Consider the following 24,557-nt stretch of genomic DNA (forward strand, 5'->3'; position numbering starts at 1 on the left):
TTTGGGATAGCACTAAAAGGCGAAGGAATATGAAAACAACTGCACCTACGGGTTTGCTACAGCAACCCCGTCCGTTCTTCATGATTTTTTTTGTAGAGTTATGGGAGCGTTTTGGCTATTACGGCGTCCAGGGCATCCTGGCGGTGTTCTTTGTTAAACAGCTTGGTTTCTCTCAGGAACAGGCATTTATCACCTTTGGCGCCTTTGCGGCGCTGGTCTACGGCCTCATTTCCATCGGCGGCTATGTCGGTGACCATCTGCTTGGAACCAAACGCACGCTGGTGCTCGGCGCCATCGTGTTGGCAATCGGCTATTTTATGACCGGTCTGTCGCTGCTCAAACCCGACCTTATCTTTATCGCGCTTGGCACTATCGCCGTCGGCAACGGGCTGTTTAAAGCCAATCCCGCGAGCCTGCTATCAAAATGCTATCCGCCTAAAGATGCCCGTCTCGACGGCGCCTTCACCCTGTTTTATATGTCGATTAACATCGGTTCGCTGCTCTCGCTGTCGCTGGCGCCGGTTATTGCCGATAAGTTCGGCTATGCGGTGACCTACAATCTGTGCGGCGCCGGGCTTATCGTCGCGCTGCTGGTCTACTTCGCCTGCCGCGGAATGGTGAAAGATATCGGTTCAACCCCGGATCATCAGCCGCTGAGTTTCCGTAATCTGCTGTACGTGCTGGTCGGCACCGTGGTGATGATTTTCCTCTGCGCCTGGCTGATGCATAACGTTAAAATCGCCAACCTGGTGCTGATCGTGCTGTCCATCGTGGTGACGATTTTCTTCTTCCGCGAAGCTTTCCGCCTCGATAAAACCGGCCGCAACAAGATGTTCGTCGCCTTCATCCTGATGCTCGAAGCGGTGGTGTTTTATATCCTGTACGCCCAGATGCCAACCTCGCTCAACTTCTTCGCCATCAATAACGTGCATCACAACATTCTCGGCATCGCGATTAACCCGGTGAGTTTCCAGGCGTTGAACCCGTTCTGGGTGGTGGTCGCCAGCCCGGTACTGGCGGCTATCTACACCCGTCTTGGCAACAAAGGTAAAGACCTGACCATGCCGATGAAATTCACTCTCGGCATGTTCCTCTGCGCGCTGGGCTTCCTGACCGCCGCGGCGGCCGGGATGTGGTTTGCTGACCCGCAGGGGCTCACTTCGCCATGGTTTATCGTGCTGGTTTATCTGTTCCAGAGTCTCGGCGAACTGCTGATTAGCGCCCTGGGCCTGGCGATGGTTGCCGCGCTGGTTCCGCAGCGGCTGATGGGCTTTATTCTGGGGATGTGGTTCCTGACTCAGGCCGCCGCGTTCCTGATGGGCGGCTATGTCGCGACCTTCACCGCGGTACCAGAAAATATAACCGACCCGCTGCAGACGCTGCCGATCTACACCAACGTGTTTAGTAAAATTGGCCTCGTGACCCTGGCGGTGACGGTGGTGATGGCCTTTATGGTGCCGTGGCTGAACCGGATGATTAATACCCCGACCAGCGCCGAGTAACCCGTTAGCCGCCCCGGCGACAACCGCCGGGGCGCGCAGCCTAGTTCTTACGCGCCGCGATCCACTCCTGTACTTCAATCACAAACTCATCCGGCGCTTTACGGTACATCTTGCGCGCCAGATCGAGGATAGTATGCTGGCCTAACGCCTCTTCCATTCGCTGCTGCGCCATATCCATGACCGCGCGCACACCGCAAATACCTTCGCAGGCCCACTGCGGCGGCTGCTCATCAAACACCGCAAGACGCTGGCGGATCTCACGGCACTCGAAAATACGCTTTTCGCCATCAATAGCGTTGGCAACATCCAACACGGTGATGTGCTCAGCCGCTCTGGCAAGCTGAAAGCCGCCGCCTTTGCCTTCAATACTGCGCACCAGGCCCGCTTTCGATAGGCGGGTAAAAATCTTGGCCAGATAATCGTAGGGCACGTTTTGCAGCTCAGCGATTTCGCGCACGCTCATATCGCGGGCGTCGCCTTTGCTGTCCACCATACACATCAGGCTATGGATGCCGTACTCAACTCCGGAACTGTAAAATGCCATTCACTTATCTCAGCCAATATTAATCTGAGTTATTGTAGCTTTTCCCACCGCCTCATTCCAGATATCTGATATCTCCCTTCGCAAGACAAAAATTTAATTTATTACTTATCAGTATATTAAATAAAAACCCCAATAAAGGATCCTCAGGATCGCGTGAGAGGCGTTGCTTTTCTTAACTACGACCAATAAAATCCTAGTAAATGAATCGTAGTTAACAGCGAGTGAAAAAAAGATGCGTAAACAAATCCTGATCGTAGGCGCCGGTTTTGCCGGGATGTGGGCGGCCTTGAGCGCCGCGCGTTTAGCGGAAAAAAATCAACAGCAGGCCATTGATATCACAGTCATTGCGCCACAGCCTGAGCTGCGCGTTCGTCCTCGTTTCTACGAAAGCGACGTACCGTCGCTGGTTGCGCCGCTACAGCCGCTGTTCGATGCTACCGGGATCCGTTTTCTTCGCGGCAGCGTGTCGCAGATCCATCCTGCGGATAAAACGGTAACCTGGACCGGTAGCAACGGCGAAAGCCACACTCAGAACTGGGATCGTTTAGTCCTGGCGAGCGGTAGCCATGTTAACCGTGCGATGGTCACGGGCGCGGCACAGCACGCTTTCGATCTCGATCAGCTCGAAAGCGCTACGACGCTGGAAAACCACTTAATTGCTTTAGCACAGCGTCCGCAAAGCGATGCGCGCAACACCGTGGTAGTCTGCGGCGGCGGCTTTACCGGTATCGAGATGGCGATGGAATTACCGACCAAGCTGCGCGCGATCTTCGGCTCAAATGCTAAGACCAGAGTAGTCGTAGTTGAACGCGGTCCGCAGCCGGGCTCTCGATACAGCGATGCGCTGCGTGAAGTCATCGTTCAGGCCTCAAAAGAACTGGGCGTCGAGTGGCTTGTTAATGCTGAAGTGGCGAGCGTCGATGCCGCTGGCGTGAAACTGAAAGACGGACAGCGTATCGACTCGCAGACCGTGATTTGGACCGTCGGCGTCCAGGCGAATAATCTAACAGCGCAAATCGACGCGCCGCGCGACCGTCAAGGGCGTCTGCATGTCAACGCCGAACTGCAAGTGATGGGTTACGATGATATCTACGCGACCGGCGACGTGGCCTATGCCGCGACTGATGATAAGGGTAATCACGCCCTGATGACTTGCCAGCACGCTATCCTGCTCGGTAAATTCGCCGGTAATAACGCCGCCGCCGGCCTGCTGGGCGTCGCGCCACTGCACTATCGCCAGGAAACCTACGTTACCTGTCTGGATCTCGGCGCCTGGGGCGCGGTTTACACCGAGGGTTGGGATCAGCAGGTGAAATTGACCCGCGAAGAGGCAAAAAAAGTGAAGGTGTCGATCGTCAGCGAACTTATTTATCCGCCGAAGGCCGATAAGGCCGCCGCGTTTGAGATGGCCGATCCGCTGGCGCCGTTTGTTTAAATATTGCGGTTCCCGGCTCGCGCTGCAATTTGGTAGCCCGGATAAGGCGCTTTGCGCCGCTATCCGGGTGATATCACAACGGCGAAAAATTACGCCGGCGTACCGGCGTAAATATCAAACCGATGTCCTTTGGTCACTACCGCGTTAGGCGTGGCGACATCCGCCAACGGCGGCGCATAGTCCGGACGCTTCACCACCACTCGTTTGGTTGCCAGCTGTCGAGCCGGCGCCAACAGACCATCGGCGTCTAAATCCGGCCCCACCAGCGACTGAAATACCCGCATCTCTTTTTTGACCAGCGCGCTTTTCTGCTTATGGGGAAACATCGGATCCAGATACACCACCTGTGGGCGCGGGGTGATATCGGTCAACGCATTGAGGCTGGATGCATGAATCAACTGTAAGCGCTCCTGCAGCCAGCCGCCGATCTCCGCATCGGCATAGCCACGTTTCAAACCATCGTCGAGCAGCGCGGCGACCACCGGGTTACGCTCAAGCATCCGCACGCGGCAGCCGACCGACGCCAGCACGAAGGCATCGCGCCCCAGGCCAGCGGTGGCGTCAACCACGTCCGGCAGATAATCGCCTTTAATACCCACCGCTTTGGCTACCGCTTCACCGCGGCCGCCGCCAAACTTGCGGCGATGAGCCATCGCGCCGCCGACGAAATCGACAAAGATGCCGCCAAGCTTTGGCTCATCGCGCTTACGCAGCTCCAGATGCTCGTCCGTCAGCACCAGCGCCATCGGGTTCTCAGCATCATGCTCCAGCCCCCAACGGGCGGCCAAAACAGATAAGGCGCCGTCACCGGCGCCTGTTTCATCAATTAAGCAGATTTTCACGTAGCAATCAGCCTTTGATCCCGTAATGCTCAAGCATCGCGTCCAGCTGCGGCTCGCGCCCGCGGAAGCGTTTGAACAGCTCCATCGGCTCTTCGGAACCGCCGCGGCTCAGGATATTGTCGAGGAATGATTGACCGGTTTCACGGTTGAAAATTCCCTCTTCTTCGAAGCGCGAGAAGGCATCCGCCGCCAACACATCGGCCCACAGGTAGCTGTAGTAGCCCGCCGCGTAGCCACCCGCAAAGATGTGGCTGAACGCATGCGGGAAGCGGCCCCAGGTTGGGCCCGGCACCACGGCGACCTGCTTTTTAATCTCGGCCAGGGTCTCGAGGATTTTCGCCCCCTGCTCCGGCGAGTATTCCGCGTGTAGACGGAAATCGAACAGACCGAACTCCAGCTGGCGGAGAATAAACATCGCCGCCTGGTAGTTTTTCGCCGCCAGCATTTTCTCCAGCAGTTCCTGCGGCAGCGGTTCACCGGTTTCGTAATGCCCGGAGATAAACGCCAGCGCTTCCGGCTCCCAGCACCAGTTTTCCATAAACTGGCTCGGCAGCTCGACCGCATCCCACGGCACCCCACTGATGCCGGAAACGCCAGCAGTATCAATGCGGGTCAGCATGTGGTGCAGACCATGGCCAAACTCGTGGAACAGGGTAATCACTTCATCGTGCGTGAACAGCGCCGGTTTGCCGTTTACCGGGCGGTTGAAGTTACAGGTCAGATAAGCGACCGGTTTTTGCAGGGAACCATCCAGCTTACGCATCTGGCCGACGCAGTCGTCCATCCACGCCCCGCCGCGTTTATGTTCGCGGGCATACAGGTCAAGATAGAAGCTGCCGCGCAGCTCGTTATTTTCGTCATACAGCTCGAAGAAACGCACTTCCGGATGCCACACATCGACATCGGTACGCTCTTTGGCGGTAATGCCATAAATACGCTTAACCACTTCAAACAGGCCGTTAACGGCTTTGTTTTCCGGGAAATACGGGCGCAGTTGCTCATCGCTAATGCTGTAGAGATGCTGTTTCTGTTTTTCGCTGTAGTAAGCGATATCCCACGGCTGCAGTTCATCGACGCCAAACTCGGCTTTGGCGAAAGCACGCAGCTGAGCCAGCTCTTTTTCGCCCTGCGGACGCGCGCGTTTTGCCAGGTCGGTCAGGAAATCGAGGACCTGCTGCGGATTTTCAGCCATTTTGGTGGCCAGAGATTTAAAGGCGTAGCTGTCAAAGCCCAGCAGTTGCGCCAGCTCGTGACGCAGCGCGAGGATCTCCGCCATCACCGGGCTGTTATCCCATTTCCCGGCGTTCGGGCCCTGATCGGAGGCGCGGGTGGAATAGGCGCGATACATCTCTTCGCGCAGCGCCTGATTGTCGCAGTAGGTCATCACCGGCAGATAGCTCGGAATATCCAGCGTCAGCAGATATCCTTCCTGCTCTTTCGCCTGCGCCTGGGCCTGAGCGGCGGCCAGCGCGCTTTCCGGCATGCCTGCGAGATCGGCGACGTCGGTCACCAGCTTGTTCCAGCCCATGGTGGCATCAAGCACGTTGTTGCTGTACAGATTGCCAAGCTCAGAGAGGCGCGCGGCGATTTCACCGTAGCGTTTCTGCGCTTCTGCCGGCAGGCCAATCCCGGATAATTCAAAATCGCGCAGCGCGTTATCGACCGCCTTTTTCTGCGCGGTGTTCAACGTGGCGTAGTTATCGCCGTCGCGCAGGTCGCGGTAGGCTTTATACAGGCCTTCATGCTGGCCGACCCAGGTGCTGTACTCGGAGAGCAGCGGCAGCGTCTGTTCGTAGGCTTCACGCAGCTCCGGGCTGTTTTTTACCGAATTCAAATGGCTGATTGGCGAGAAGATGCGTCCCAGCACATCGTCCACTTCCGCCAGCGGCTGGCAAAGATTTTCCCAGCTATACGGCGCGCCGTGCGCCACCGCGCTTTCCACCGCGGCCCGGCAATCATCCAGCGCTTTGGTGACCGCAGGGACCACGTGCTCCGGTTTAATTGCAGAAAATGGCGGCAATGAAAAAGGCGTCAGTAATGGATTGGTCATATGCGCTGTCCTGTTGAAGAGGGTGAATGAAGCGCGCGTTCCGGCGCTTTTGCATGAGATCTAGAATGGGGGATAGTTGCGGGAATTTCAATGACAGGCGGTGCGACAGCGGCAATCCTGGGCGAACTGCGGTAAACTGTCGGTTAACTTGTTTATTTCCGGAATCTCTGCATCCATGCTCAGTTATCGCCACAGCTTTCACGCAGGCAACCACGCCGACGTCCTTAAACACACCGTTCAGAGTTTGATCATTGAATCGCTGAAAGAGAAAGAAAAACCGTTTCTCTACCTGGACACCCACGCCGGCGCGGGCCGCTATCAGCTGAGCGGCGAGCACGCCGAACGTACCGGCGAATACCTTGAAGGCATCGCCCGTATCTGGCAGCAGGACGATCTACCGACCGAGCTGGAGCCGTATATTTCGGTCGTCGAGCACTTCAACCGCAGCGGTCAACTGCGCTACTACCCTGGTTCGCCGCTTATCGCGCGCCAGCTGCTGCGCGAGCAGGACAGCCTGCAGATGACAGAACTGCACCCGAGCGATTTCCCGCTGCTGCGCGCCGAGTTCCAGAAAGACAGCCGCGCGCGCGTCGATAAAGCCGATGGCTATCAGCAGCTGAAGGCCAAGCTGCCGCCGGTTTCTCGCCGCGGTCTGATTCTTATCGACCCGCCGTACGAAATTAAAACCGATTATCAGGCGGTGGTCACCGGGATCAACGAAGGTTATAAACGCTTCGCCACCGGCACCTACGCGCTGTGGTATCCGGTGGTGCTGCGCGCGCAAATCAAACGCATGATCAAAGATTTAGAAGCCACAGGTATCCGCAAAATTCTGCAAATCGAGCTGGCGGTGCGTCCGGACAGCGACCAGCGCGGCATGACCGCCTCCGGGATGATCGTCATCAACCCGCCGTGGAAGCTGGAACAGCAGATGAATAACGTGCTGCCGTGGCTGCACAGCAAACTGGTTCCAGCCGGTACCGGTCACGCGACCGTGAGTTGGATCGTACCGGAGTAATCGCAACCATCGGTGGAACCTTTTAAGCCTCGCGCTACAATCGCGGCAATTAACGATTAAGGACATATGGGCATGAGCAAACATTATGATTACCTCGCCATCGGCGGCGGCAGCGGCGGTATCGCCTCGATTAACCGTGCGGCGATGTACGGCCAGAAGTGCGCGCTGATTGAAGCCAAAGAGCTGGGCGGCACCTGCGTTAACGTCGGCTGCGTGCCGAAAAAAGTGATGTGGCATGCGGCGCAGATCCGCGAAGCAATCCACCTGTATGGCCCGGATTACGGTTTCGATACCACCATCAACCATTTCGACTGGGATAAGCTGGTTGCCAGCCGCAGCGCCTATATCGACCGTATTCATACCTCTTACGACAACGTGCTGGGTAAGAATAAAGTTGATGTTATCAAAGGTTTCGCGCGCTTTGTCGATGCCCATACCGTGGAAGTCAACGGCGAGACCATTACCGCCGATCATATCCTGATCGCCACCGGCGGCCGCCCGAGCCACCCGAACATTCCAGGTGTGGAATACGGTATTGATTCCGACGGTTTCTTCGAACTGCCGGCGCTGCCGAAGCGCGTAGCGGTAGTCGGCGCGGGCTATATTGCCGTTGAACTGGCCGGCGTGATTAACGGCCTGGGCGCCGAAACCCACCTGTTCGTGCGTAAACACGCGCCGCTGCGTAGCTTCGATCCGCTGATCGTTGAGACTCTGGTGGAAGTGATGAACGCCGAAGGCCCACAGCTGCACACGAACGCAATTCCGAAGGCGGTAGTCAAGAATGCCGACGGCAGCCTGACTCTGGCGCTGGAAGATGGCCGCAGCCAGACCGTAGATTGCCTGATTTGGGCGATTGGCCGCGAACCGGCGACCGATAACTTCAACCTGGCGGCAACGGGCGTTAAAACCAACGATAAAGGCTACATCATCGTTGATAAGTTCCAGAACACCAACGTGCCGGGCATCTACGCGGTGGGCGATAATACCGGCGCCGTCGAGCTGACGCCGGTCGCCGTGGCCGCAGGCCGTCGTCTGTCCGAACGCCTGTTTAACAACAAGCCGGAAGAGCACCTCGACTACAGCAATATCCCGACCGTGGTCTTCAGCCACCCGCCAATCGGCACCGTCGGCTTAACCGAGCCGCAGGCGCGCGAGCAGTACGGCGACGACGCCGTGAAGGTGTACAAATCGTCCTTCACCGCAATGTATACCGCCGTGACCTCTCACCGCCAGCCGTGCCGCATGAAGCTGGTCTGCGTCGGCCCGGAAGAGAAGATTGTCGGTATTCACGGTATCGGCTTCGGAATGGATGAGATGCTGCAGGGCTTTGCGGTGGCGCTGAAAATGGGCGCCACCAAAAAAGACTTCGACAATACCGTCGCCATTCACCCAACCGCAGCGGAAGAGTTTGTCACTATGCGTTAATCCGCGCAGCCCCGTCTCAGGACGGGGCTTCATTTTGACTCCGTCACCAGATTACGTAGGATCTGATGGCCGATGTAGTTACTCCAGTTAAAGCTGTTTTGCAGCACCACCACCGCATTCTGATTCGCTTTATCGAAGCCGATATAGCTCGAATAGCCGCCGATGTAACCCACCTGATAAGTTAATCGCTGCCGACCAAATGTGTCGGTCACCCAGGCAATGTTCGCCGCTTCGACCCGCCGCGGATAATAATCAACGCTAACGTCTTTAAACGCCCGATCCAGTGCCGCCTGCCCCGTGGGGGCGAAGTGAGCGCGGGCATAGTTAATCAGATCGCCGGCGTCGCTGTACAGACTCGCCGCGCCAACCATATTATTCGTGAACTGCCAGTCCGGCGTCAGCGCGCCGCGCGGTTTAAACTTCGGCTGATCGCCTGCGTGTCCCAGCGCCCGCCACGGATATTCATGCAGCGTTTGCGGCAGGAAGCTGGTATTCCCCATCGCCAATGGCCGGAAGATCATCCGTGACGCCAGCGTCTCAATCGATTCGCCGGTTTGGTATTTGAGAAGATACCCAAGTATCGCAAAGCCCAGGTTGGAGTAACTCGGCTCGCGCTCCAGCGGCGCATTGAAGTTGCTCAGATAGCTCAGCACGCCGTCGGCGTCGAGCTCATGATAGAAATTCTCACCGTCGTTGAGATAGGCCAACAGATGCTCAAGCGACAGCATGTTCATCGGCTGACGCGGCAGCCCGGAGGTATGGGTGACCAGTTGCAGCAAGGTTATCTTGCGGGCGTCGTCGCTGAGCACGGTCCCCGGCGGCAGCAGGGTTTGCAGCGTATCGTTCCAGTGCAAACGCCCCTCGTTGACCAGCATCGTCACCACTTCAGCGGTAACACCTTTACTTAATGAACCGAGGGCAAAAAGCGTTTGCGGAGTTATCGGGTAGCGCTGCTTATCATCCGTCACGCCGAAGCAGTGAAACTCCGCCGGGCCGTTGTGATGAATAATCGCCACCACCACGCCGCTGACCTGCTTCTCGCGCATGTATTGGCTGACGAAAGTATCGACGGAAAGCCGCTGCCCGTTATGCCCCACCTGGCTGGTTTCATTGCTGGGAGGGCTCATTTGCGACAGCGTGCCGGCGCAGCCTGAAACCAACAGTAATGCCAATAGCACAAGGCCTAACCGCCTGTTCAAACTCCACCTACCTGCCGCGCGTTTTTGGGATGAGATAAAAAATAGACGCGGATCGTAGCGGCATTATCCCGCCGGCGCAAAGCGAATACGCTGAAAAATAAATAAGGCCGTCGGCACAGATAGCCGACGGCCCGGGCTTTATACCAGTCCGGTGGCGTAGTAAACGCCGATAATGAAAAAGGCACCGAGGATTTTAAACAACGTGATGCCGAGAATCGGTTTATAGGCCTGGCGATGCGTCAGTCCGGTCACCGCCAGCAAAGTGATGATCGCCCCATTGTGCGGCAATGTATCCATGCCGCCCGCCGCCATCGACGCCACACGGTGCATCACTTCCAGCGGGATCCCCGCAGCATGGGCCGACTCCACAAAGCGATCCGCCATCGCCGCCAGGGCAATACTCATTCCACCGGAGGATGAACCGGTGATCCCGGACAAAATATTGATCGTAATCGCCTGATTGAGTAAAGGATTTGGGATCGCTTTTAGCGCATCGGCCACCTGAACAAAGCCCGGCAGCGCGGCAATCACCCCGCCAAAACCATACTCTGATGCAGTATTCAACGCCGCCAGCATCGCGCCGCCAACGGCAACTTTGCTACCGTCGGCCAGCTTACCCTTCAGGCTACGCCCGGCAAACAAGAAGATAGTGATAATTCCGCACAATAACGCCGCCATCACCGCCCAAATCGCCACCATCTTCTTCACGTCGCTTTCCATCGGCGCTTTCAGTCCCGGCAGGTCAATCAGGAAATGGCTACCGTACGCCTGAGGGATAAGCCAGGTAAACAGCAGGTTGGCGACGCCGACGATAATCAACGGCAGCAGCGCGATCACCGGATGCGGCAAGTTAAGGTCTGCCGGTGTTTCAGGTTCATTTACCAACTCGCTTCCATAACCTTCTCCCCTGCGCTGCGCTTTACGCCGCATCGCCTCCAGATATAACCAGCCGCCAATAGCCACAAATGCGGAACCCAGCACCCCAAGCCAGGGCGCTGCCCAGGAGGTCGTACCGTAAAAAGTAGTCGGAATAATATTCTGAATCTGTGGCGAACCCGGTAGCGCATCCATCGTAAAAGTGAAGGCGCCCAGCGCGATAGTCGCAGGCATTAGCCGTTTCGGAATTTGGCTCTGGCGGAACATCTCAGCGGCGAAGGGATAGACCGCAAATACCACCACGAATAGCGAAACCCCGCCATAGGTTAACAACGCGCAGACCAGAATAATCACCGGCATCGCCTTGTTTTGCCCCATCAGCCGGGTAACAGCACTCACGATTGAACGGGAGAATCCGGAAAACTCAATTAATTTCCCGAAGACCGCGCCCAGTAAAAATACCGGGAAATAGAGTTTTACGAACCCGACCAGCTTATCCATGAAGATATCGCTGAATACCGGGGCAACGGCGGCTGGCTGGGTGAGTAATACGGCGCCGAGCGCAACCAAAGGGGCAAAAAGGATCACACTATAGCCGCGATAGGCGGCGAGCATCAGCAATCCTAACGCCAGTAAGGCAATCAATACGTCCATAGGGTTATCCGTCAGCATGGCCGCCGCTTATTTCCTTGTTATCGGGCGGCCAATGTTAAGTTGGGGAGCGTATCCCGCTTCCCGTTTCAGACCTTACGGGTTATTCAGGAATCCCAGCGTAAGGAACGTCTTTATTGCCGTAGCGACGCACGCGGACGTTGGCCTGTTCACCATGGCCGGAGAAACCTTCGAGGGCGCACAGACGCGAACAGTACTCGCCGATCTGCGCGGAGGCGCTATCGGTAAGAACCTTTTGATAGGTGCAGGTTTTGATGAACTTCCCAACCCACAGCCCCCCGGTATAACGCGCCGCTTTACGCGTCGGCAGGGTATGGTTGGTGCCGATGACTTTATCGCCGTAGGCCACGTTAGTTCGAGGTCCCAGGAACAGTGCGCCAAAGTTCTGCATATTTTCGAGGAACCAGTCCGGGTCGCGGGTCATTACCTGCACATGTTCGAACGCCAGCTCATTGGCGATTTTCAGCATTTCTTCCCGGTCTTCAGCCACAATGATTTCGCCAAACTTCGCCCACGACTGGCGCGCGATTTCCGCGGTGGGCAGCACCGCCAGCAGACGATCGATTTCCGCCAGCGTTTCGCGCGCCAGCGTTTCCGAGGTCGTCAACAAAATCGCCGGAGAATCAGGACCATGCTCAGCCTGACCTAACAGGTCGGTGGCGCAGATTTCACCATCCACGCTTTCATCGGCAATAACCAGGCTCTCCGTCGGCCCGGCGAACAGATCGATACCGACGCGGCCAAACAGCTGACGTTTGGCTTCAGCGACAAAGGCGTTGCCCGGCCCCACCAGCATATCCACCGGTGCGATGCTCTCGGTACCGACGGCCATCGCCGCCACGGCCTGAATACCCCCCAGGCAGTAGATTTCGTCGGCCCCCGCCATATGCTGCGCCACCACAATCGCCGGCGCCGGTTTACCGTTAAACGGCGGCGCACAGGTGACAATGCGCGGCACACCTGCGACTTTCGCGGTGATAATCGACATATGCGCCGACGCCAGCAGCGGGTATTTCCCGCCCGGCACGTAGCAGCCCGCCGCGCTGACCGGAATATTTTTGTGTCCCAGAATGACGCCCGGCAGCGTTTCAACCTCGATATCTTTCAGGCTGTCGCGCTGGTGCTGAGCGAAGTTACGCACCTGCTCCTGCGCAAAGCGGATATCAGCAATATCGCGATCCGACAGCTGAGCATAGCAGTCATCGATTTCCTGCTGCGACAGGCGGAAGTTTGCGCGATCGAGCTTATCGAACTTAATCGACAGCTCGCGCACCGCTGCGTCACCGCGCGCTTCAATATCCGCCAGGATTTTCTCTACTGCTTCACGAACCGTACGGTCGTGAGATTTCACTGCTTCAGATTCCGCACCGCGCTTGAGCCAGATAGCCATAACTTGCCTCACTATGATGTTAATGAAATGCTAATGCATTCGAATTCACTTGCATCCTGGCGTGAATAAAATGTTATGTGAAGCAGCAATGCATTCGAATGCAACGGAGATCGCAAAATTAGTGACAGGGGGGAAGATTCACGCATAATGACGGGGCATGGGTCAGGAGAGGCAACGGAATGGCAGGTCAAAACAAACGAGCAGTCACCAGTTACGATGTCGCGAAAGCGGCTGGCGTCTCGCAATCTGCGGTATCCCGCGCCTTTACCGAAGGAGCGAAAATTTCGCCAGCCACCAAAGAAAAGGTGCGTAAGATCGCCGCCGAGCTGGGTTATCGTCCGAGCTTTATCGCCCAGTCGCTGATCACCCGCCGCTCAACGCTTATTGGTGTCGTCGTTCCGGGGTTGGTGAATCCCTTCTACGCCGCGGTTCTGGATGAACTGTCACAGGCGTTGAACCTGATGGGATACCGGGTACTGTTGTTTTCGATGTACCGCGATGATGACACTACCCCCATCATGGAAGAGATTCTGCGTCATCGTGTTGAAGCGCTAGTGCTGGTGTCCAGCAGCCTTTCTTCACACTTTGCTCATGAATGCCAGCAGCTCGGCCTGCCGGTGCTGCTGCTCAACCGCAAAAACGACAGCCGGTCGGTTTCCAGCGTCACCAGCGATAATCTGGCTGGCGGCGCCGCGATTGCCGATTTCCTGCTGGATCTCGGCCATCAGCAGCTGGCATTTGTTGCCGGTAGAGATACCTCCTCTACCAGCCGCGACCGGGAGACAGGCTTTCGACAGCGTCTGGAGGCCCGCGGCGCCCGCCCGATGCTGCGCGATAGCGGAATGTGGTCGATAGAAGAAGCGATGAACGCCACCCGCAGGCTGATGGCGCTACCAACGCCGCCGGACGCGCTATTTTGCGCCAACGATATGATGGCCATCGCCGCCCTCAACGTGGTTGTCGGCGAAATGGGCATGAAGGCGGGCGAAGATATCTCCATCGTCGGGTTCGATGATATCGCCATGGCCAGCTGGCCGCTGATAAATTTAACCACCTGGGTCCAGCCGCTATCGGAAATGGTGGATACCGCCATCGCCGTACTGAAAACGCAGCTAGGCGCGGCTGAAACCAGTGCCGTTCAGCACGTTCTGCAGGGGAAGCTTATCGTCAGGGGCAGTACCCGCCCGCGACGCTAAATCAGCGGCTACGCTACGCCGTTATTGCCGTGGCGCATAAATGCCGGGCGCTGGTTAAGGGCCATATACCATCGTTCGACGTTTGCCATCTCCGGATGGGCGAACGGCGTCATTTTCCAGCGATGAACCGAAAGCCCCAGCACGATATCCGCCAGCGTAAACGTCTCGCCGGTCAGCCACGCGCCGGTGCGCTGTAGCTGATTGTCGACAATCTGTACGCAGCGCGTCCACGCGGCAATACTCTCTTTAATTGCCGCCGGATCCTGAAAACGCGGATCTTTACGCACCAGCCCCGTGAACGCGTAGCGCCACGCGCTGTTAAACTCCGTCGCCTGCCAGTCCATCCAGTGTTCTACCTGCGCCGCGGCACGTAACTCAGAGGGCAGCAAATCGTCACGTCCGACCTTACGCGCCAGATAGCGGCAGATGCTGTTCGACTCCCAAAGGACAAAATCGTCATCCACCAGCACCGGCACTAACGCATTTGGATTCAGCGCCAAAAATTCCGGCGTATCAAGCGGGCTATAGCCGCTGCCATAATCTTCCTGCTGATACTCGATACCCGCCTCTTCGCAGGTCCAGAGGACTTTACGCACGTTAATAGACGAGCGTTTACCCAAGATTCTTATCATCGTCAGCAACCCTTTTTCGTAATATGGCAGACATGAAGCTTGCCGGATAATGTGTATAGTGGATTGCAGAATAATTATCCACTACAGGTACCCTTACACATGGTCACTCCCTTCAACATTTTAACGCCCGGCAATATCCGCTTTGGCCGCGGGCAGGCCCGCAGCGCCGCGCCGTGGCTGGCGCAATATGATGCCCCGGTGCTGCTGGTTCACGGCGCGACCAAAAATCGCGCCCAATTTTTACTGAACGAACTGACCGCATTGCATCTTCAGGTCAGCACTGTTGCTATCGCCAATGAACCCACGCTGGACGATATTGAACGCGGCGTACGGCTGGCGCGCGAGCGCGGCGTCGGCGCGGTGGTCAGCCTCGGCGGCGGCGCGGTCATTGATGCCGGTAAAGCCATTGCCGCGCTGGTCCCGGCAAGCGGGCCTGCCATCGACTATCTGGAAGTCGTCGGAACGGGGAGAATACTGGAAGCCAGCCCGCTACCGTTTGTCGCTATTCCCACAACGTCCGGCACCGGCGCGGAGGTTACTAAAAACGCGGTCATCAACGTCCCCCAGCAGCAGCGCAAAGTCAGCCTGCGCGACGATCGCATGCTGCCGCAACTGGCGATTGTCGATCCGGCGTTAACGGATAACGCCCCCCGCGCCGTCACCCTCGGCTCCGGCCTTGATGCCTTAACTCAGGTTATCGAACCCTGGCTGTGCACCCGGGCGACGCCCTTCACCGATGCCCTGTGCCGGGAGGCGATCCCCCGCGGCATCGCCGCGTTAAAAACGCTGATGGAAAAAGAGTGTGCCGACAGCCGCGACGAGCTGGCATGGGTCAGCCTGTGCGGCGGGCTGGCGCTCGCCAATGCCGGCCTGGGTGTGGTTCACGGTCTTGCGGGGCCGCTTGGCGGGCTAAGCGATGCCTCCCACGGCGCGCTCTGCGGCTGCCTGCTGCCTTTTGGGCTGGAACTCAATGAGTCGCAGGTAACCAATCCGGCGCTGCGCCAGCGTTTCCTCGACGTGCGCCAGTGGATCGCCGCCGGACTTGGCGTCTCGCCGGATGACGCCTGGCAAAGCCTGCGCGAATGGAGCCAGCGCTCAGGGCTCGGCAATTTACGCGACCTCGGCGTACCGCGCGAAGCGCTGGAACCCGCCGCGCTGGCGGCCAGTAGTTCATCGTCGATGAAAGCCAATCCGGTCACGCTGGAGTCAGAGCAACTGCTGGAGATGCTGGAAGCCGCCTGGGAGTAAACGAGCCAACCGCCTGCGTTTACCCGGGGCGGTTCAAATTTTGTTGCATAATGAATGCTCCGAATTTCGTTTTCGCGCATCCACGACAACGGTAAATGTTCACCCTTTAATTTCAAAGACCTGCTCGTCTTACCTGCCATTTTTATGCACTGAAAAGCGTGACCTGACGCACAGTTTATCTTCCGCAGACCGAAGCGAGTGTCTACGCTTATTAGAGAGCCCGGGCATGCCCGGCCCCTAAACTCACGCTATCCGGAGGCCTGTATCGCTATGTTCAGCCAGAAACTACGCAACGTTGATGACGACGAGTTGAGGATCGAAAACGATCCGTGCTACGAAGCCGATCCGTATGAGTTAAAACTGGATGAAATGTTCGACGCCGAACCGGAGCCGGAGATCATCGAAGGGCTACCGGCGTCTGACGCCCTGACCCCCGCCGACCGCTATCTCGAGTTGTTTACTAACGTACAAAAGTCGCGCATTTTTCTTGATAGCAAAACCTTTCCCGACTGCGCGCCAAAACACGATCCGCTGGATATCCTGATGCACTACCGGCGGGTTAAGCGTACGCCGGAGTTCGATTTGCGTCAGTTTGTGGAAGACAACTTCTGGCTACCGGATAGCCACGCCGATGATTACACCTCTGACCCGAAACTGACGCTAAAAGAGCATATTGATAAGCTATGGCCGGTGCTCACCCGTGAACCGCAGGATCATATTCCGTGGTCATCGCTGCTGGCGCTACCGCAGTCGTACATCGTCCCCGGCGGGCGTTTTAGCGAGACCTACTACTGGGATTCCTACTTCACCATGCTGGGTCTGGCGGAAAGCGGCCGTGAAGATTTGCTCAAATGTATGGCCGACAACTTCGCCTGGATGATTGAAACCTACGGCCACATTCCCAACGGCAACCGCACCTACTATCTCAGCCGCTCCCAGCCGCCGGTATTCGCCCTGATGGTGGAGCTGTTTGAGGAAGATGGCGTTCGCGGCGCGCGCCGCTATCTCGACCATCTCAAATTAGAGCACGCCTTCTGGATGGACGGCGCGGAATCGCTGATCCCTAACCAGGCCTACCGTCACGTGGTGCGTATGCCCGATGGTTCGCTGCTTAACCGCTACTGGGACGATCGCGATACGCCGCGCGATGAATCCTGGCGAGAAGATGTAGAAACCGCGAAGCATTCCGGTCGCCCGCCGAACGAGGTCTATCGCGACCTGCGCGCCGGCGCGGCTTCCGGCTGGGACTACTCCAGCCGCTGGCTGCGCGATATCACCAGGCTTGCGAGTATCCGCACCACCCAGTTTATTCCCATCGACCTCAACGCTTTTCTGTTTAAGCTGGAAAATACCATCGCCAATCTTTCCGGCCTGAAGGGCGATCGCGAGGCTGAAGCCGAATTTCGCCGTAAAGCTAACGCTCGCCGGGAGGCGGTTACCCGCTACCTGTGGGATGAAGAGTGCGGCTGTTTTCGTGATTACGATTGGCGCCGTGAGCAGTTGGCCTTATTCTCCGCCGCCAGCATCGTCACGCTGTATGTCGGGATGGCGACCCACGCCCAGGCCGAACGGCTGGCGGATGCCGTACGAGCGCGTCTGCTCACCCCTGGCGGCATCATGGCGACGGAATATGAAAGCGGCGAACAGTGGGATAAACCCAACGGCTGGGCGCCGCTGCAGTGGATGGCGGTACAGGGATTCAAAATGTACGGCCACGACCCGCTTGGCGATGAAATCGCCCAGAGCTGGCTGCAGACGGTGAATCAATTTTATCTCAAACACCACAAGCTGATTGAGAAATATCATATCGCCAGCGGCGTACCACATGAGGGCGGCGGCGGGGAATATCCGCTGCAGGATGGCTTCGGCTGGACCAACGGCGTGGTGCGGCGGCTTATCAGCCTGTACGGCGAGCCGAGGTCTTCGTAAGGCACTTTCCGTCGGCAGGCTGTGCTGCTAAGGTTTTATTTTCCCTTTGCCAGAGCCGACAACATGCCCGAACTGCTTACGCCGCGGCTGCGCTGCTCGCCGCTGCAGCTTGACGACTGGTCTTTTTTTCTCAGCCTGCAACAGGATCCGCAGGTGATGCTCTATGTTGCGGATAACCGGCCCATCGCCGATATCCGCGCCGCGTTTGATGCACGCCTGCCGCTCTGGTCGCCTAAGTCCTCGCACTGGCTATGCCTGGTGGTTCGCGATCGGCAAAGCCATACGCCCCTTGGCCTGACCGGCTATTGCCATCACGATGATGATATCGCCGAAGTGGGCTTTCTCTTCGCCCCACAGGCGCAGGGGCTAGGCTATGGATATGAATCACTGTGTGCGCTATGTGATTACGCATTTTCTACAGGCGGCATTCGTCGTCTTACCGCCAGCGTCACCGCCGGAAACCAGGCCTCAAGACAGCTGCTGCTAAAAACAGGATTTATACAGGAAGGAGAGCTACGCGAGAGCTACTGGTTACATGGCCGTTGGCACAATGACTGGCTGTTTGGCCTGATGCGCCACGATTACCAATAAGGCCCTGGGCCATCCGGCGAATGGGGGCGACCCCGCTTTTCCTCTACACTGCCGCCGACAATAGAGGAAAAGACCATGACTATCACCACGCTAAGCCTGGCGGGACTGCGATTTATTCAACAAACACAAGGGCTGGCGCTACTGCCGTATCAGGACCAGTTTGGCCAATGGCGGGTCGGCTATGGCCACGCTATTGATGAATATGAGAAAGTGACGCCCATCACCGCTGAACTGGCGATGATGCTATTGACGGTAGACCTGCTGCAGTGCCAACAGATACTACAGCGCAGGTTGGTCGTGGAACTGACTCAGCCGCAGTGCGATGCCCTGCTGGCGCTGGTATTCAGTTTAGATGGCAGCGCCCAACCGGAGTTGGAGGCTATTTTGCGTTCACTTAACAGCCACAACATAACGCAGGCGCTGGCGATATGGCGGAAAATTGACCGCGATAACGCCTTCCGCCTGCAGGAGTGCGAGTGGTTTTCTCAGACCAGTTAATTTTCACCGACGCTATTAAATGCCATCGCCGCCTGGGTCCGATTTTTCACATCCAGCCGCCGATATAACGACTCAAGATGCGCTTTCACGGTCCCGGCGCTGATATTTAACGTACGGCTAATTTCCTTATTAGAGCTGCCTTCCGCCAGCAGTTTTAAAATTTCCTGCTGGCGACGACTTAAATGTACAGCGTGCTTTCCGCGCTCCGCCGAAGTCATTAACCAGGTGCCAGGCAGACACATCATGCCCAACATGATGCTATTAATGATCTGGGCAAACATATCGGCGCTATCCTCACGTTGGGCAATGGCGCGCACGTTCCACGCCAGCGCCCGTTGCAGCCAGCTTTTATTATCATCCGAAACCACTAATAATACTTTGGCATGCGGAAAACGCTGCTGCTTCTCCTGGAGCAACCAGCAACAAAATTCACTATTCAGGTCGCCATCAAGGATAAGAAGCGCCTGCGGATGAGCCGTGAGCAGTTGCCACAGCTGTTCTGCCTGACAGGTGCTATGAATATTAATTTCAGGAATACGTTGTTGTAAGCCGACCTTCATTCCATGAATAAATATTGACTGCCTGTCAAACATGATTACTTGCATGGACTGCTCTCCATCGAAAATACCCCTTTTAAAAGTGGGTGAAGGGTAATATCAGCCGACAAAAATAAGAACTCGCCGTATGACCTAAGCCATTTTACCGATGGAGGAGATGATATAAACATCATGATGATGAATAGTTACACGCCAGCGCGGAACGATTACTCATTCATAATATTTATTACATTTAATGTGAGGAATTCCTTAATTAAGCGGATAGATAACAGGATAATAATATTATTTCTGCCAGTGTAATCGAGTCGCTGAAAATCAGCGATACGCATGATGCAAAAGAGTGTTACGGAATAATAAAAAGCACAATATGAAGGCGCCCTACGCTATTATGCGCAGGGCGTGATCATTATAAAAACATGCCGCCGGAAACCTCAACGCGCTGGGCGTTCATCCAGCCAAGCTCGTCACTCAGCAACGCGGCGATAGCATCGCCGATATCATCCGGCAGGCCGACGCGGCCTAGCGCCGTCTGGGCGGCAATATGCTGGTTAAGCGGGGCATTATCGCGCACCGCGCCGCCGCCAAAGTCGGTTTCAATTGCGCCGGGGGCAATGATATTAACCGATATTCCGCGAGCGCCGAGCTCCTTCGCCTGATAACGGGTTAACACCTCCATGGCACCTTTCATCGCCGCATAAGCGGAATAGCCCGGTAGTGCAAAGCGTGCCAGCCCGCTGGAGACGTTCAGAATGCGCCCACCGTCTTTAAGCAAAGGCAGCAGCTGCTGGGTAAGGAAGAACGGTCCCTTAAAGTGGATGTTCATCAACTCGTCAAACTGCCCTTCGCTGGTCTCGCTAAACGGCGCGGTCAACCCGATGCCGGCATTGTTCAATAAATAATCGAAGCTGTCGCGCTGCCACTTCTCCTTCAGACATTGCGTCAGCTGTTGTACAAAGCCTGCAAAACTGGCGGTATCGCCGACGTTCAGCGGCAATGCTGCCGCTTTCGCTCCTGTTTGCTCAATTTCGCGCACCACTTCCCGCGCCGCCTGCTGGTTGCTGTGGTAAGTAAGAATAATATCGGTTCCCTTCGCCGCCAGCTTCAGCGCCGCGTTTTTTCCCAGACCGCGGCTGCCGCCGGTTACTAAAGCGATACGTTGTGTCATCAGAAACCCCTTCGTCATTACGTGTGTGTGAATAAAGAGCTTATTAGCAGACGTATTAACAATAAATGGGCTAAATTACGTTTTACTGTTTCAGTATCAACAACAATAGGCAGTAAGCATGGATAAAATTCACGCAATGCAACTCTTTATTCGTGTCGCGGAACTGGAGAGTTTCTCTCGCGCCGCCGATACCCTTGGGTTGCCCAAAGGTAGCGTATCGCGACAGATCCAGGCGCTGGAGAGCCATCTCGGCGCTCGCCTGCTGCACCGCACCACCCGCCGGGTGCAGTTGACGCAGGACGGCATGGTCTATTACGAACGCGCCAAAGACCTGTTAAGTAATCTCGAAGAACTGGATGGTATGTTTCAGGGCGATCCGTCAAGCATTAGCGGCCGCCTGCGTGTCGATATGCCGATCAGCGTCGCCAAAAAACTGGTCATCCCGAAACTTCCCGCGTTTTTACAACAGTATCCCGGCATTGAAATCGAACTGAGCAGTAGCGACCGGCTGGTCGATGTGGTGCGCGAAGGCTTCGACTGCGTGATCCGGGTGGGTACGCTTAAAGACTCGGGACTCATCGCCCGCCCGCTCGGCAAACTCACGCAAATTAACTGCGCCAGTCCGCATTATCTGGCGCGCTTCGGCTACCCGGAAAGCCTCGACGATCTGGCGGATCATGCCTTGATCCACTACGCCAGCAACTTCGGCGCGCGGCAGTCAGGCTTTGAAGTCGTCAGCGACGGCGCCGTGCGCTGGGTGAAAACCGGCGGCGTGTTGACCGTCAATAGCACCGAAACCTACCAGGCCGCCTGCCAGGCCGGGCTCGGCATTATTCAGGTCCCGCGCATTGCCGTACGTGAACCGCTGCGTACCGGCGAGCTGGTTGAGATCCTGCCGCAGTACCGCGCCGAACCGATGCCGGTGTCGATTATCTATCCACATCGGCGCAATCTCTCCCGCCGCGTGCATCTCTTTATGGAGTGGCTGGGCGGATTGATGAAAGGTTATGTCGATTAATCGGCGCGGGTCGTCAACGCCCGTCGGGCCGATGGACGCCTGCAAGATGCGTCGTTTAAGGTATACTTTTGGCTGAATATCGCTGTAAAGAAAGGAAGAAATCACTTATGACGCCGGAAAACGACGATCGCCAACCGCCACAGGAAACGGGCCAGCAGCCGGAGAAAAACAAAAGTACGCTCGCCGCCATCAACGATTCCGCCGTTGGGCAGAAAGCTAACCAGGCGCTGAAAACGGTCACCGGAACGGCGGCCAAAGTTCAGCGCAATCCGGTAATAGCCCACCTGCTGCGCGCCGCCGAGCGGTTCAATGACAGGCTTGGCAATCAGTTTGGCGCAGCCATCACCTACTTCTCATTTTTGTCGATGATCCCCATTCTGATGGTTTCATTCGCCGCCGCTGGTTTCGTGCTGGCCTGGCATCCGACCCTGCTGCAGGACATCTTCGATAAAATCCTGCAAAACGTCAGCGACCCGACGCTGGCGGCAACGCTTAAAAACACCATCAACACCGCCGTACAGCAGCGTACCGCCGTCGGGCTGGTCGGCCTGTTGGTCGCGCTCTACTCCGGTATTAACTGGATGGGCAACCTGCGTGAAGCGATTCGCGCCCAGTCGCGCGACGTGTGGGAACGTACGCCGCAGGATCAGGAAAAAATCTGGGTAAAATACTTCCGCGATCTGATCTCGCTGATTGGCCTGCTGGTCGCGCTGGTTATCACGCTGTCGATTACCTCCGTCGCCGGATCTGCACAGCAGATGATTATCTCCGCGCTGTATCTCGATTATATAGAATGGCTGAAACCCGCATGGCGCCTGATTGGCCTGGCGATTTCCATCTTTGCGAACTATCTGCTGTTTTTCTGGATCTTCTGGCGACTGCCGCGCCACCGTCCACGCCGCAAAGCGCTGTTCCGCGGTACGCTAATTGCGGCGATTGGCTTCGAGATTATTAAAATCGTGATGACCTGGACGCTGCCGGCGCTGGTGAAATCCCCATCCGGCGCCGCCTTTGGTTCCGTACTGGGGCTGATGGCCTTCTTCTACTTCTTCGCCCGTCTGACCCTCTTCTGCGCCGCGTGGATTGCGACCGCAGAGTATAAAGACGATAAGCGGATGCCGGGCAAAACCCACGATTAAAGTCATTATCGGGCTGAATAAAGACGCAAAATTCAGCCCGACCTATCATTTCAGCAGATAAATCCAGTGCGTAACTTTTATTTAACCTAAAACTGGTTTTATTCTCTAATATTTTAATTATGTGAAGCATTTCATAGAAGATATTTTCTCAGGGCGAAAATTATCCGCTTTTTGCCTGTTTTTTGCGCGATGGCGAGTTTTGTTACAGATTGAAATGTCTCTTTTGCTGTGGCTATATGGATTTTCGTTCGCTCAAAAATAAGAAAGATCTATGCAAGCCACAGCCACTACTATCGACAACGCGCAAGACGCCACGCCGGTTAACTCGCGTAATAAAGTCGTCGTCGCCTCACTCATCGGCACCGCCATTGAGTTCTTCGACTTCTATATTTACGCCACCGCCGCGGTTATCGTCTTCCCCCATATCTTTTTCCCACAGGGTGATGCCGCCGCCGCGACGCTCCAGTCGCTGGCGACGTTCGCCATCGCCTTTGTCGCGCGCCCGATTGGCTCAGCGCTATTCGGCCACTTTGGCGACCGCGTAGGCCGTAAAGTCACACTCGTCGCCTCGCTGCTGACTATGGGCATCTCCACCGTGGTCATCGGCCTGCTGCCGGGCTATGAAAGCATTGGCATCCTGGCGCCGATGCTGCTGGCGCTGGCGCGCTTTGGTCAGGGTCTCGGCCTTGGTGGCGAATGGGGCGGGGCGGCCCTGCTGGCGACGGAAAACGCTCCGCCGCGCAAACGCGCGCTATATGGCTCCTTCCCGCAGCTGGGGGCGCCAATCGGCTTCTTCTTCGCCAACGGCACCTTCCTGTTGCTGTCGTGGCTGTTGAGCGACCAGCAGTTTATGGAATGGGGCTGGCGCGTGCCGTTCATCTTCTCCGCGGTACTGGTCATTATCGGTCTGTATGTTCGCGTGTCGCTGCATGAAACCCCGGTGTTCGCTAAGGTGGCGGCGGCGAAAAAACAGGTCAAAATCCCGCTTGGCACGCTGCTGACTAAGCACGTGCGCGTGACCGTGCTCGGCACCTTCATCATGCTGGCGACCTATACCCTGTTCTATATCATGACCGTTTACTCCATGACCTTCAGTACCGCTGCCGCGCCGATTGGCTTAGGTTTGCCGCGTAACGAAGTGCTGTGGATGCTGATGATGGCGGTCATTGGTTTTGGTGTGATGGTGCCGGTGGCGGGCCTGCTGGCGGATGCCTTTGGCCGTCGTAAAAGCATGATTATCATCACCACGATGATTATTCTGTTCGCGCTGTTCGCCTTTAAACCGCTGCTCGGTTCCGGCAACCCGATTCTGGTCTTCGCCTTCCTGCTGCTGGGCCTCAGCCTGATGGGGCTGACATTCGGCCCGATGGGCGCGCTGCTGCCGGAGCTGTTCCCGACGGAAGTACGTTATACCGGCGCCTCTTTCTCCTATAACGTGTCGTCGATCCTCGGCGCGTCGGTCGCACCATATATTGCCGCCTGGCTGCAGGGCAATTACGGCCTGCCGGCTGTCGGTATCTACCTGGCGGCGATGGCGGCGCTGACGCTGATCGCCCTGCTGTTGACCCACGAAACCCGCCATCAATCGCTGTAAGTTGCAGGCCCTGACGCTGTTGCCGTCAGGGCCATCG

General features: G+C 56.7%; 20 protein-coding genes and 1 pseudogene. 12 read left to right on the plus strand and 9 right to left on the minus strand.

Features of this window, described 5'->3' with window-relative positions:
• Positions 1-29 precede the first annotated feature (29 nt).
• Positions 30-1,502, plus strand: coding sequence for a dipeptide/tripeptide permease DtpB (gene dtpB, locus EAE_RS05860; RefSeq protein WP_015703744.1), 1,473 nt, complete (start codon positions 30-32; stop codon positions 1,500-1,502).
• Positions 1,503-1,542: 40 nt separating this feature from the next.
• Here the strand turns inward: dtpB and EAE_RS05865 are convergent, their stop codons facing one another.
• Positions 1,543-2,046, minus strand: coding sequence for an RrF2 family transcriptional regulator (locus tag EAE_RS05865; RefSeq protein WP_015369269.1), 504 nt, complete (start codon positions 2,044-2,046; stop codon positions 1,543-1,545).
• Between the two features lie 232 nt (positions 2,047-2,278).
• Between EAE_RS05865 and EAE_RS05870 the strand changes: the two genes are divergently transcribed.
• Complete coding sequence (locus EAE_RS05870) at positions 2,279-3,481, plus strand: NAD(P)/FAD-dependent oxidoreductase (RefSeq protein WP_015703745.1); 1,203 nt, start codon at positions 2,279-2,281, stop codon at positions 3,479-3,481.
• An 89-nt stretch (positions 3,482-3,570) separates the two neighbouring features.
• Here EAE_RS05870 and rsmJ read toward each other — a convergent pair whose 3' ends face one another.
• The gene (gene rsmJ / locus EAE_RS05875; protein ID WP_015369267.1) at positions 3,571-4,323 is read right to left on the minus strand and encodes a 16S rRNA (guanine(1516)-N(2))-methyltransferase RsmJ; all 753 of its coding nucleotides are present in this window, start codon (positions 4,321-4,323) and stop codon (positions 3,571-3,573) included.
• 7 nt (positions 4,324-4,330) lie between these two features.
• Positions 4,331-6,373 (minus strand): oligopeptidase A, encoded by a 2,043-nt coding sequence (gene prlC, locus EAE_RS05880; RefSeq protein ID WP_015369266.1) that lies wholly within the window; start codon positions 6,371-6,373, stop codon positions 4,331-4,333.
• Between the two features lie 175 nt (positions 6,374-6,548).
• Here prlC and EAE_RS05885 point away from each other — a divergent pair, with 175 nt between their 5' ends.
• Both EAE_RS05885 and gorA read left to right on the plus strand, forming a co-directional pair.
• The gene (locus tag EAE_RS05885; protein ID WP_015703746.1) at positions 6,549-7,391 is read left to right on the plus strand and encodes a 23S rRNA (adenine(2030)-N(6))-methyltransferase RlmJ; all 843 of its coding nucleotides are present in this window, start codon (positions 6,549-6,551) and stop codon (positions 7,389-7,391) included.
• 72 nt (positions 7,392-7,463) lie between these two features.
• Positions 7,464-8,816 (plus strand): glutathione-disulfide reductase, encoded by a 1,353-nt coding sequence (gorA, locus tag EAE_RS05890; protein WP_015703747.1) that lies wholly within the window; start codon positions 7,464-7,466, stop codon positions 8,814-8,816.
• Between the two features lie 29 nt (positions 8,817-8,845).
• Here the strand turns inward: gorA and EAE_RS05895 are convergent, their stop codons facing one another.
• The 3 genes and pseudogenes from EAE_RS05895 to hisD all read right to left on the minus strand — a co-directional run bounded on the left by EAE_RS05895 (position 8,846) and on the right by hisD (position 12,953).
• A complete protein-coding gene (locus EAE_RS05895; protein ID WP_046883671.1) occupies positions 8,846-9,943 on the minus strand; it encodes a serine hydrolase domain-containing protein in 1,098 nt (365 codons plus the stop codon).
• Between the two features lie 1,236 nt (positions 9,944-11,179).
• Positions 11,180-11,545 (minus strand): annotated as a pseudogene (locus tag EAE_RS25650) (GntP family permease); the annotation flags it as partial.
• Positions 11,546-11,645: 100 nt separating this feature from the next.
• Positions 11,646-12,953 carry a histidinol dehydrogenase gene (gene hisD, locus EAE_RS05905; RefSeq protein ID WP_015703749.1) on the minus strand — a complete coding sequence of 436 codons (1,308 nt, stop codon included), beginning with the start codon at positions 12,951-12,953 and terminating at the stop codon, positions 11,646-11,648.
• 179 nt (positions 12,954-13,132) lie between these two features.
• Here hisD and EAE_RS05910 point away from each other — a divergent pair, with 179 nt between their 5' ends.
• Positions 13,133-14,149 carry a LacI family DNA-binding transcriptional regulator gene (locus EAE_RS05910; RefSeq protein WP_015369259.1) on the plus strand — a complete coding sequence of 339 codons (1,017 nt, stop codon included), beginning with the start codon at positions 13,133-13,135 and terminating at the stop codon, positions 14,147-14,149.
• Positions 14,150-14,157: 8 nt separating this feature from the next.
• Here the strand turns inward: EAE_RS05910 and EAE_RS05915 are convergent, their stop codons facing one another.
• Positions 14,158-14,781, minus strand: coding sequence for a glutathione S-transferase family protein (locus EAE_RS05915; protein ID WP_015703750.1), 624 nt, complete (start codon positions 14,779-14,781; stop codon positions 14,158-14,160).
• A gap of 99 nt (positions 14,782-14,880) precedes the next feature.
• Here EAE_RS05915 and EAE_RS05920 point away from each other — a divergent pair, with 99 nt between their 5' ends.
• The 4 genes from EAE_RS05920 (at position 14,881) to EAE_RS05935 (ending at position 19,047) form a co-directional block, all read left to right on the plus strand.
• Positions 14,881-16,029, plus strand: a complete 1,149-nt coding sequence (locus EAE_RS05920) for an iron-containing alcohol dehydrogenase (protein WP_015369257.1) — start codon at positions 14,881-14,883, stop codon at positions 16,027-16,029.
• Between the two features lie 270 nt (positions 16,030-16,299).
• On the plus strand, positions 16,300-17,958 hold the full coding sequence (locus EAE_RS05925; RefSeq protein WP_015369256.1) for an alpha,alpha-trehalase: 1,659 nt from the start codon (positions 16,300-16,302) through the stop codon (positions 17,956-17,958).
• A gap of 63 nt (positions 17,959-18,021) precedes the next feature.
• Positions 18,022-18,549, plus strand: coding sequence for a GNAT family N-acetyltransferase (locus EAE_RS05930; protein WP_015703751.1), 528 nt, complete (start codon positions 18,022-18,024; stop codon positions 18,547-18,549).
• A 75-nt stretch (positions 18,550-18,624) separates the two neighbouring features.
• On the plus strand, positions 18,625-19,047 hold the full coding sequence (locus EAE_RS05935) for a lysozyme (protein ID WP_015703752.1): 423 nt from the start codon (positions 18,625-18,627) through the stop codon (positions 19,045-19,047).
• On the opposite strand, the gene EAE_RS05940 is transcribed toward EAE_RS05935, so the two are convergent.
• Entirely contained in the window at positions 19,044-19,652 is a 609-nt protein-coding gene (locus EAE_RS05940; RefSeq protein WP_015703753.1) for a helix-turn-helix transcriptional regulator, read from the minus strand. The two genes, EAE_RS05935 and EAE_RS05940, sit on opposite strands and share 4 nt — an antisense overlap.
• Positions 19,653-20,010: 358 nt before the next feature.
• Entirely contained in the window at positions 20,011-20,769 is a 759-nt protein-coding gene (locus EAE_RS05945; protein WP_015369251.1) for an SDR family NAD(P)-dependent oxidoreductase, read from the minus strand.
• A 118-nt stretch (positions 20,770-20,887) separates the two neighbouring features.
• On the opposite strand from EAE_RS05945, the gene EAE_RS05950 reads away from it, so the two are divergent.
• From EAE_RS05950 to EAE_RS05960, 3 genes are all read left to right on the plus strand, one after another.
• The gene (locus tag EAE_RS05950; RefSeq protein WP_015369250.1) at positions 20,888-21,787 is read left to right on the plus strand and encodes a LysR family transcriptional regulator; all 900 of its coding nucleotides are present in this window, start codon (positions 20,888-20,890) and stop codon (positions 21,785-21,787) included.
• Between the two features lie 107 nt (positions 21,788-21,894).
• The gene (gene yhjD / locus EAE_RS05955; protein ID WP_015369249.1) at positions 21,895-22,926 is read left to right on the plus strand and encodes an inner membrane protein YhjD; all 1,032 of its coding nucleotides are present in this window, start codon (positions 21,895-21,897) and stop codon (positions 22,924-22,926) included.
• 271 nt (positions 22,927-23,197) lie between these two features.
• Complete coding sequence (locus tag EAE_RS05960) at positions 23,198-24,520, plus strand: MFS transporter (RefSeq protein ID WP_015703754.1); 1,323 nt, start codon at positions 23,198-23,200, stop codon at positions 24,518-24,520.
• Positions 24,521-24,557 lie beyond the last annotated feature (37 nt).

It is taken from the genome of Klebsiella aerogenes KCTC 2190, assembly GCF_000215745.1.
In the GTDB taxonomy this organism is placed as follows: domain Bacteria; phylum Pseudomonadota; class Gammaproteobacteria; order Enterobacterales; family Enterobacteriaceae; genus Klebsiella; species Klebsiella aerogenes.

Bases quoted from the DNA above. Each gene is read 5' to 3' on its own strand.
- EAE_RS05950 (WP_015369250.1), top strand. From the start codon at position 20,888: ATGGATAAAATTCACGCAATGCAACTCTTTATTCGTGTCGCGGAACTG.
- EAE_RS05940 (WP_015703753.1), bottom strand. From the start codon at position 19,652: ATGCAAGTAATCATGTTTGACAGGCAGTCAATATTTATTCATGGAATG.
- yhjD (WP_015369249.1), top strand. From the start codon at position 21,895: ATGACGCCGGAAAACGACGATCGCCAACCGCCACAGGAAACGGGCCAG.
- EAE_RS05920 (WP_015369257.1), top strand. From the start codon at position 14,881: ATGGTCACTCCCTTCAACATTTTAACGCCCGGCAATATCCGCTTTGGC.
- EAE_RS05870 (WP_015703745.1), top strand. From the start codon at position 2,279: ATGCGTAAACAAATCCTGATCGTAGGCGCCGGTTTTGCCGGGATGTGG.
- EAE_RS05945 (WP_015369251.1), bottom strand. From the start codon at position 20,769: ATGACACAACGTATCGCTTTAGTAACCGGCGGCAGCCGCGGTCTGGGA.
- EAE_RS05935 (WP_015703752.1), top strand. From the start codon at position 18,625: ATGACTATCACCACGCTAAGCCTGGCGGGACTGCGATTTATTCAACAA.
- EAE_RS05925 (WP_015369256.1), top strand. From the start codon at position 16,300: ATGTTCAGCCAGAAACTACGCAACGTTGATGACGACGAGTTGAGGATC.
- gorA (WP_015703747.1), top strand. From the start codon at position 7,464: ATGAGCAAACATTATGATTACCTCGCCATCGGCGGCGGCAGCGGCGGT.
- EAE_RS05895 (WP_046883671.1), bottom strand. From the start codon at position 9,943: ATGAGCCCTCCCAGCAATGAAACCAGCCAGGTGGGGCATAACGGGCAG.
- EAE_RS05885 (WP_015703746.1), top strand. From the start codon at position 6,549: ATGCTCAGTTATCGCCACAGCTTTCACGCAGGCAACCACGCCGACGTC.
- prlC (WP_015369266.1), bottom strand. From the start codon at position 6,373: ATGACCAATCCATTACTGACGCCTTTTTCATTGCCGCCATTTTCTGCA.
- EAE_RS05960 (WP_015703754.1), top strand. From the start codon at position 23,198: ATGCAAGCCACAGCCACTACTATCGACAACGCGCAAGACGCCACGCCG.
- EAE_RS05910 (WP_015369259.1), top strand. From the start codon at position 13,133: ATGGCAGGTCAAAACAAACGAGCAGTCACCAGTTACGATGTCGCGAAA.
- dtpB (WP_015703744.1), top strand. From the start codon at position 30: ATGAAAACAACTGCACCTACGGGTTTGCTACAGCAACCCCGTCCGTTC.
- EAE_RS05915 (WP_015703750.1), bottom strand. From the start codon at position 14,781: ATGATAAGAATCTTGGGTAAACGCTCGTCTATTAACGTGCGTAAAGTC.
- EAE_RS05930 (WP_015703751.1), top strand. From the start codon at position 18,022: ATGCCCGAACTGCTTACGCCGCGGCTGCGCTGCTCGCCGCTGCAGCTT.
- hisD (WP_015703749.1), bottom strand. From the start codon at position 12,953: ATGGCTATCTGGCTCAAGCGCGGTGCGGAATCTGAAGCAGTGAAATCT.
- EAE_RS05865 (WP_015369269.1), bottom strand. From the start codon at position 2,046: ATGGCATTTTACAGTTCCGGAGTTGAGTACGGCATCCATAGCCTGATG.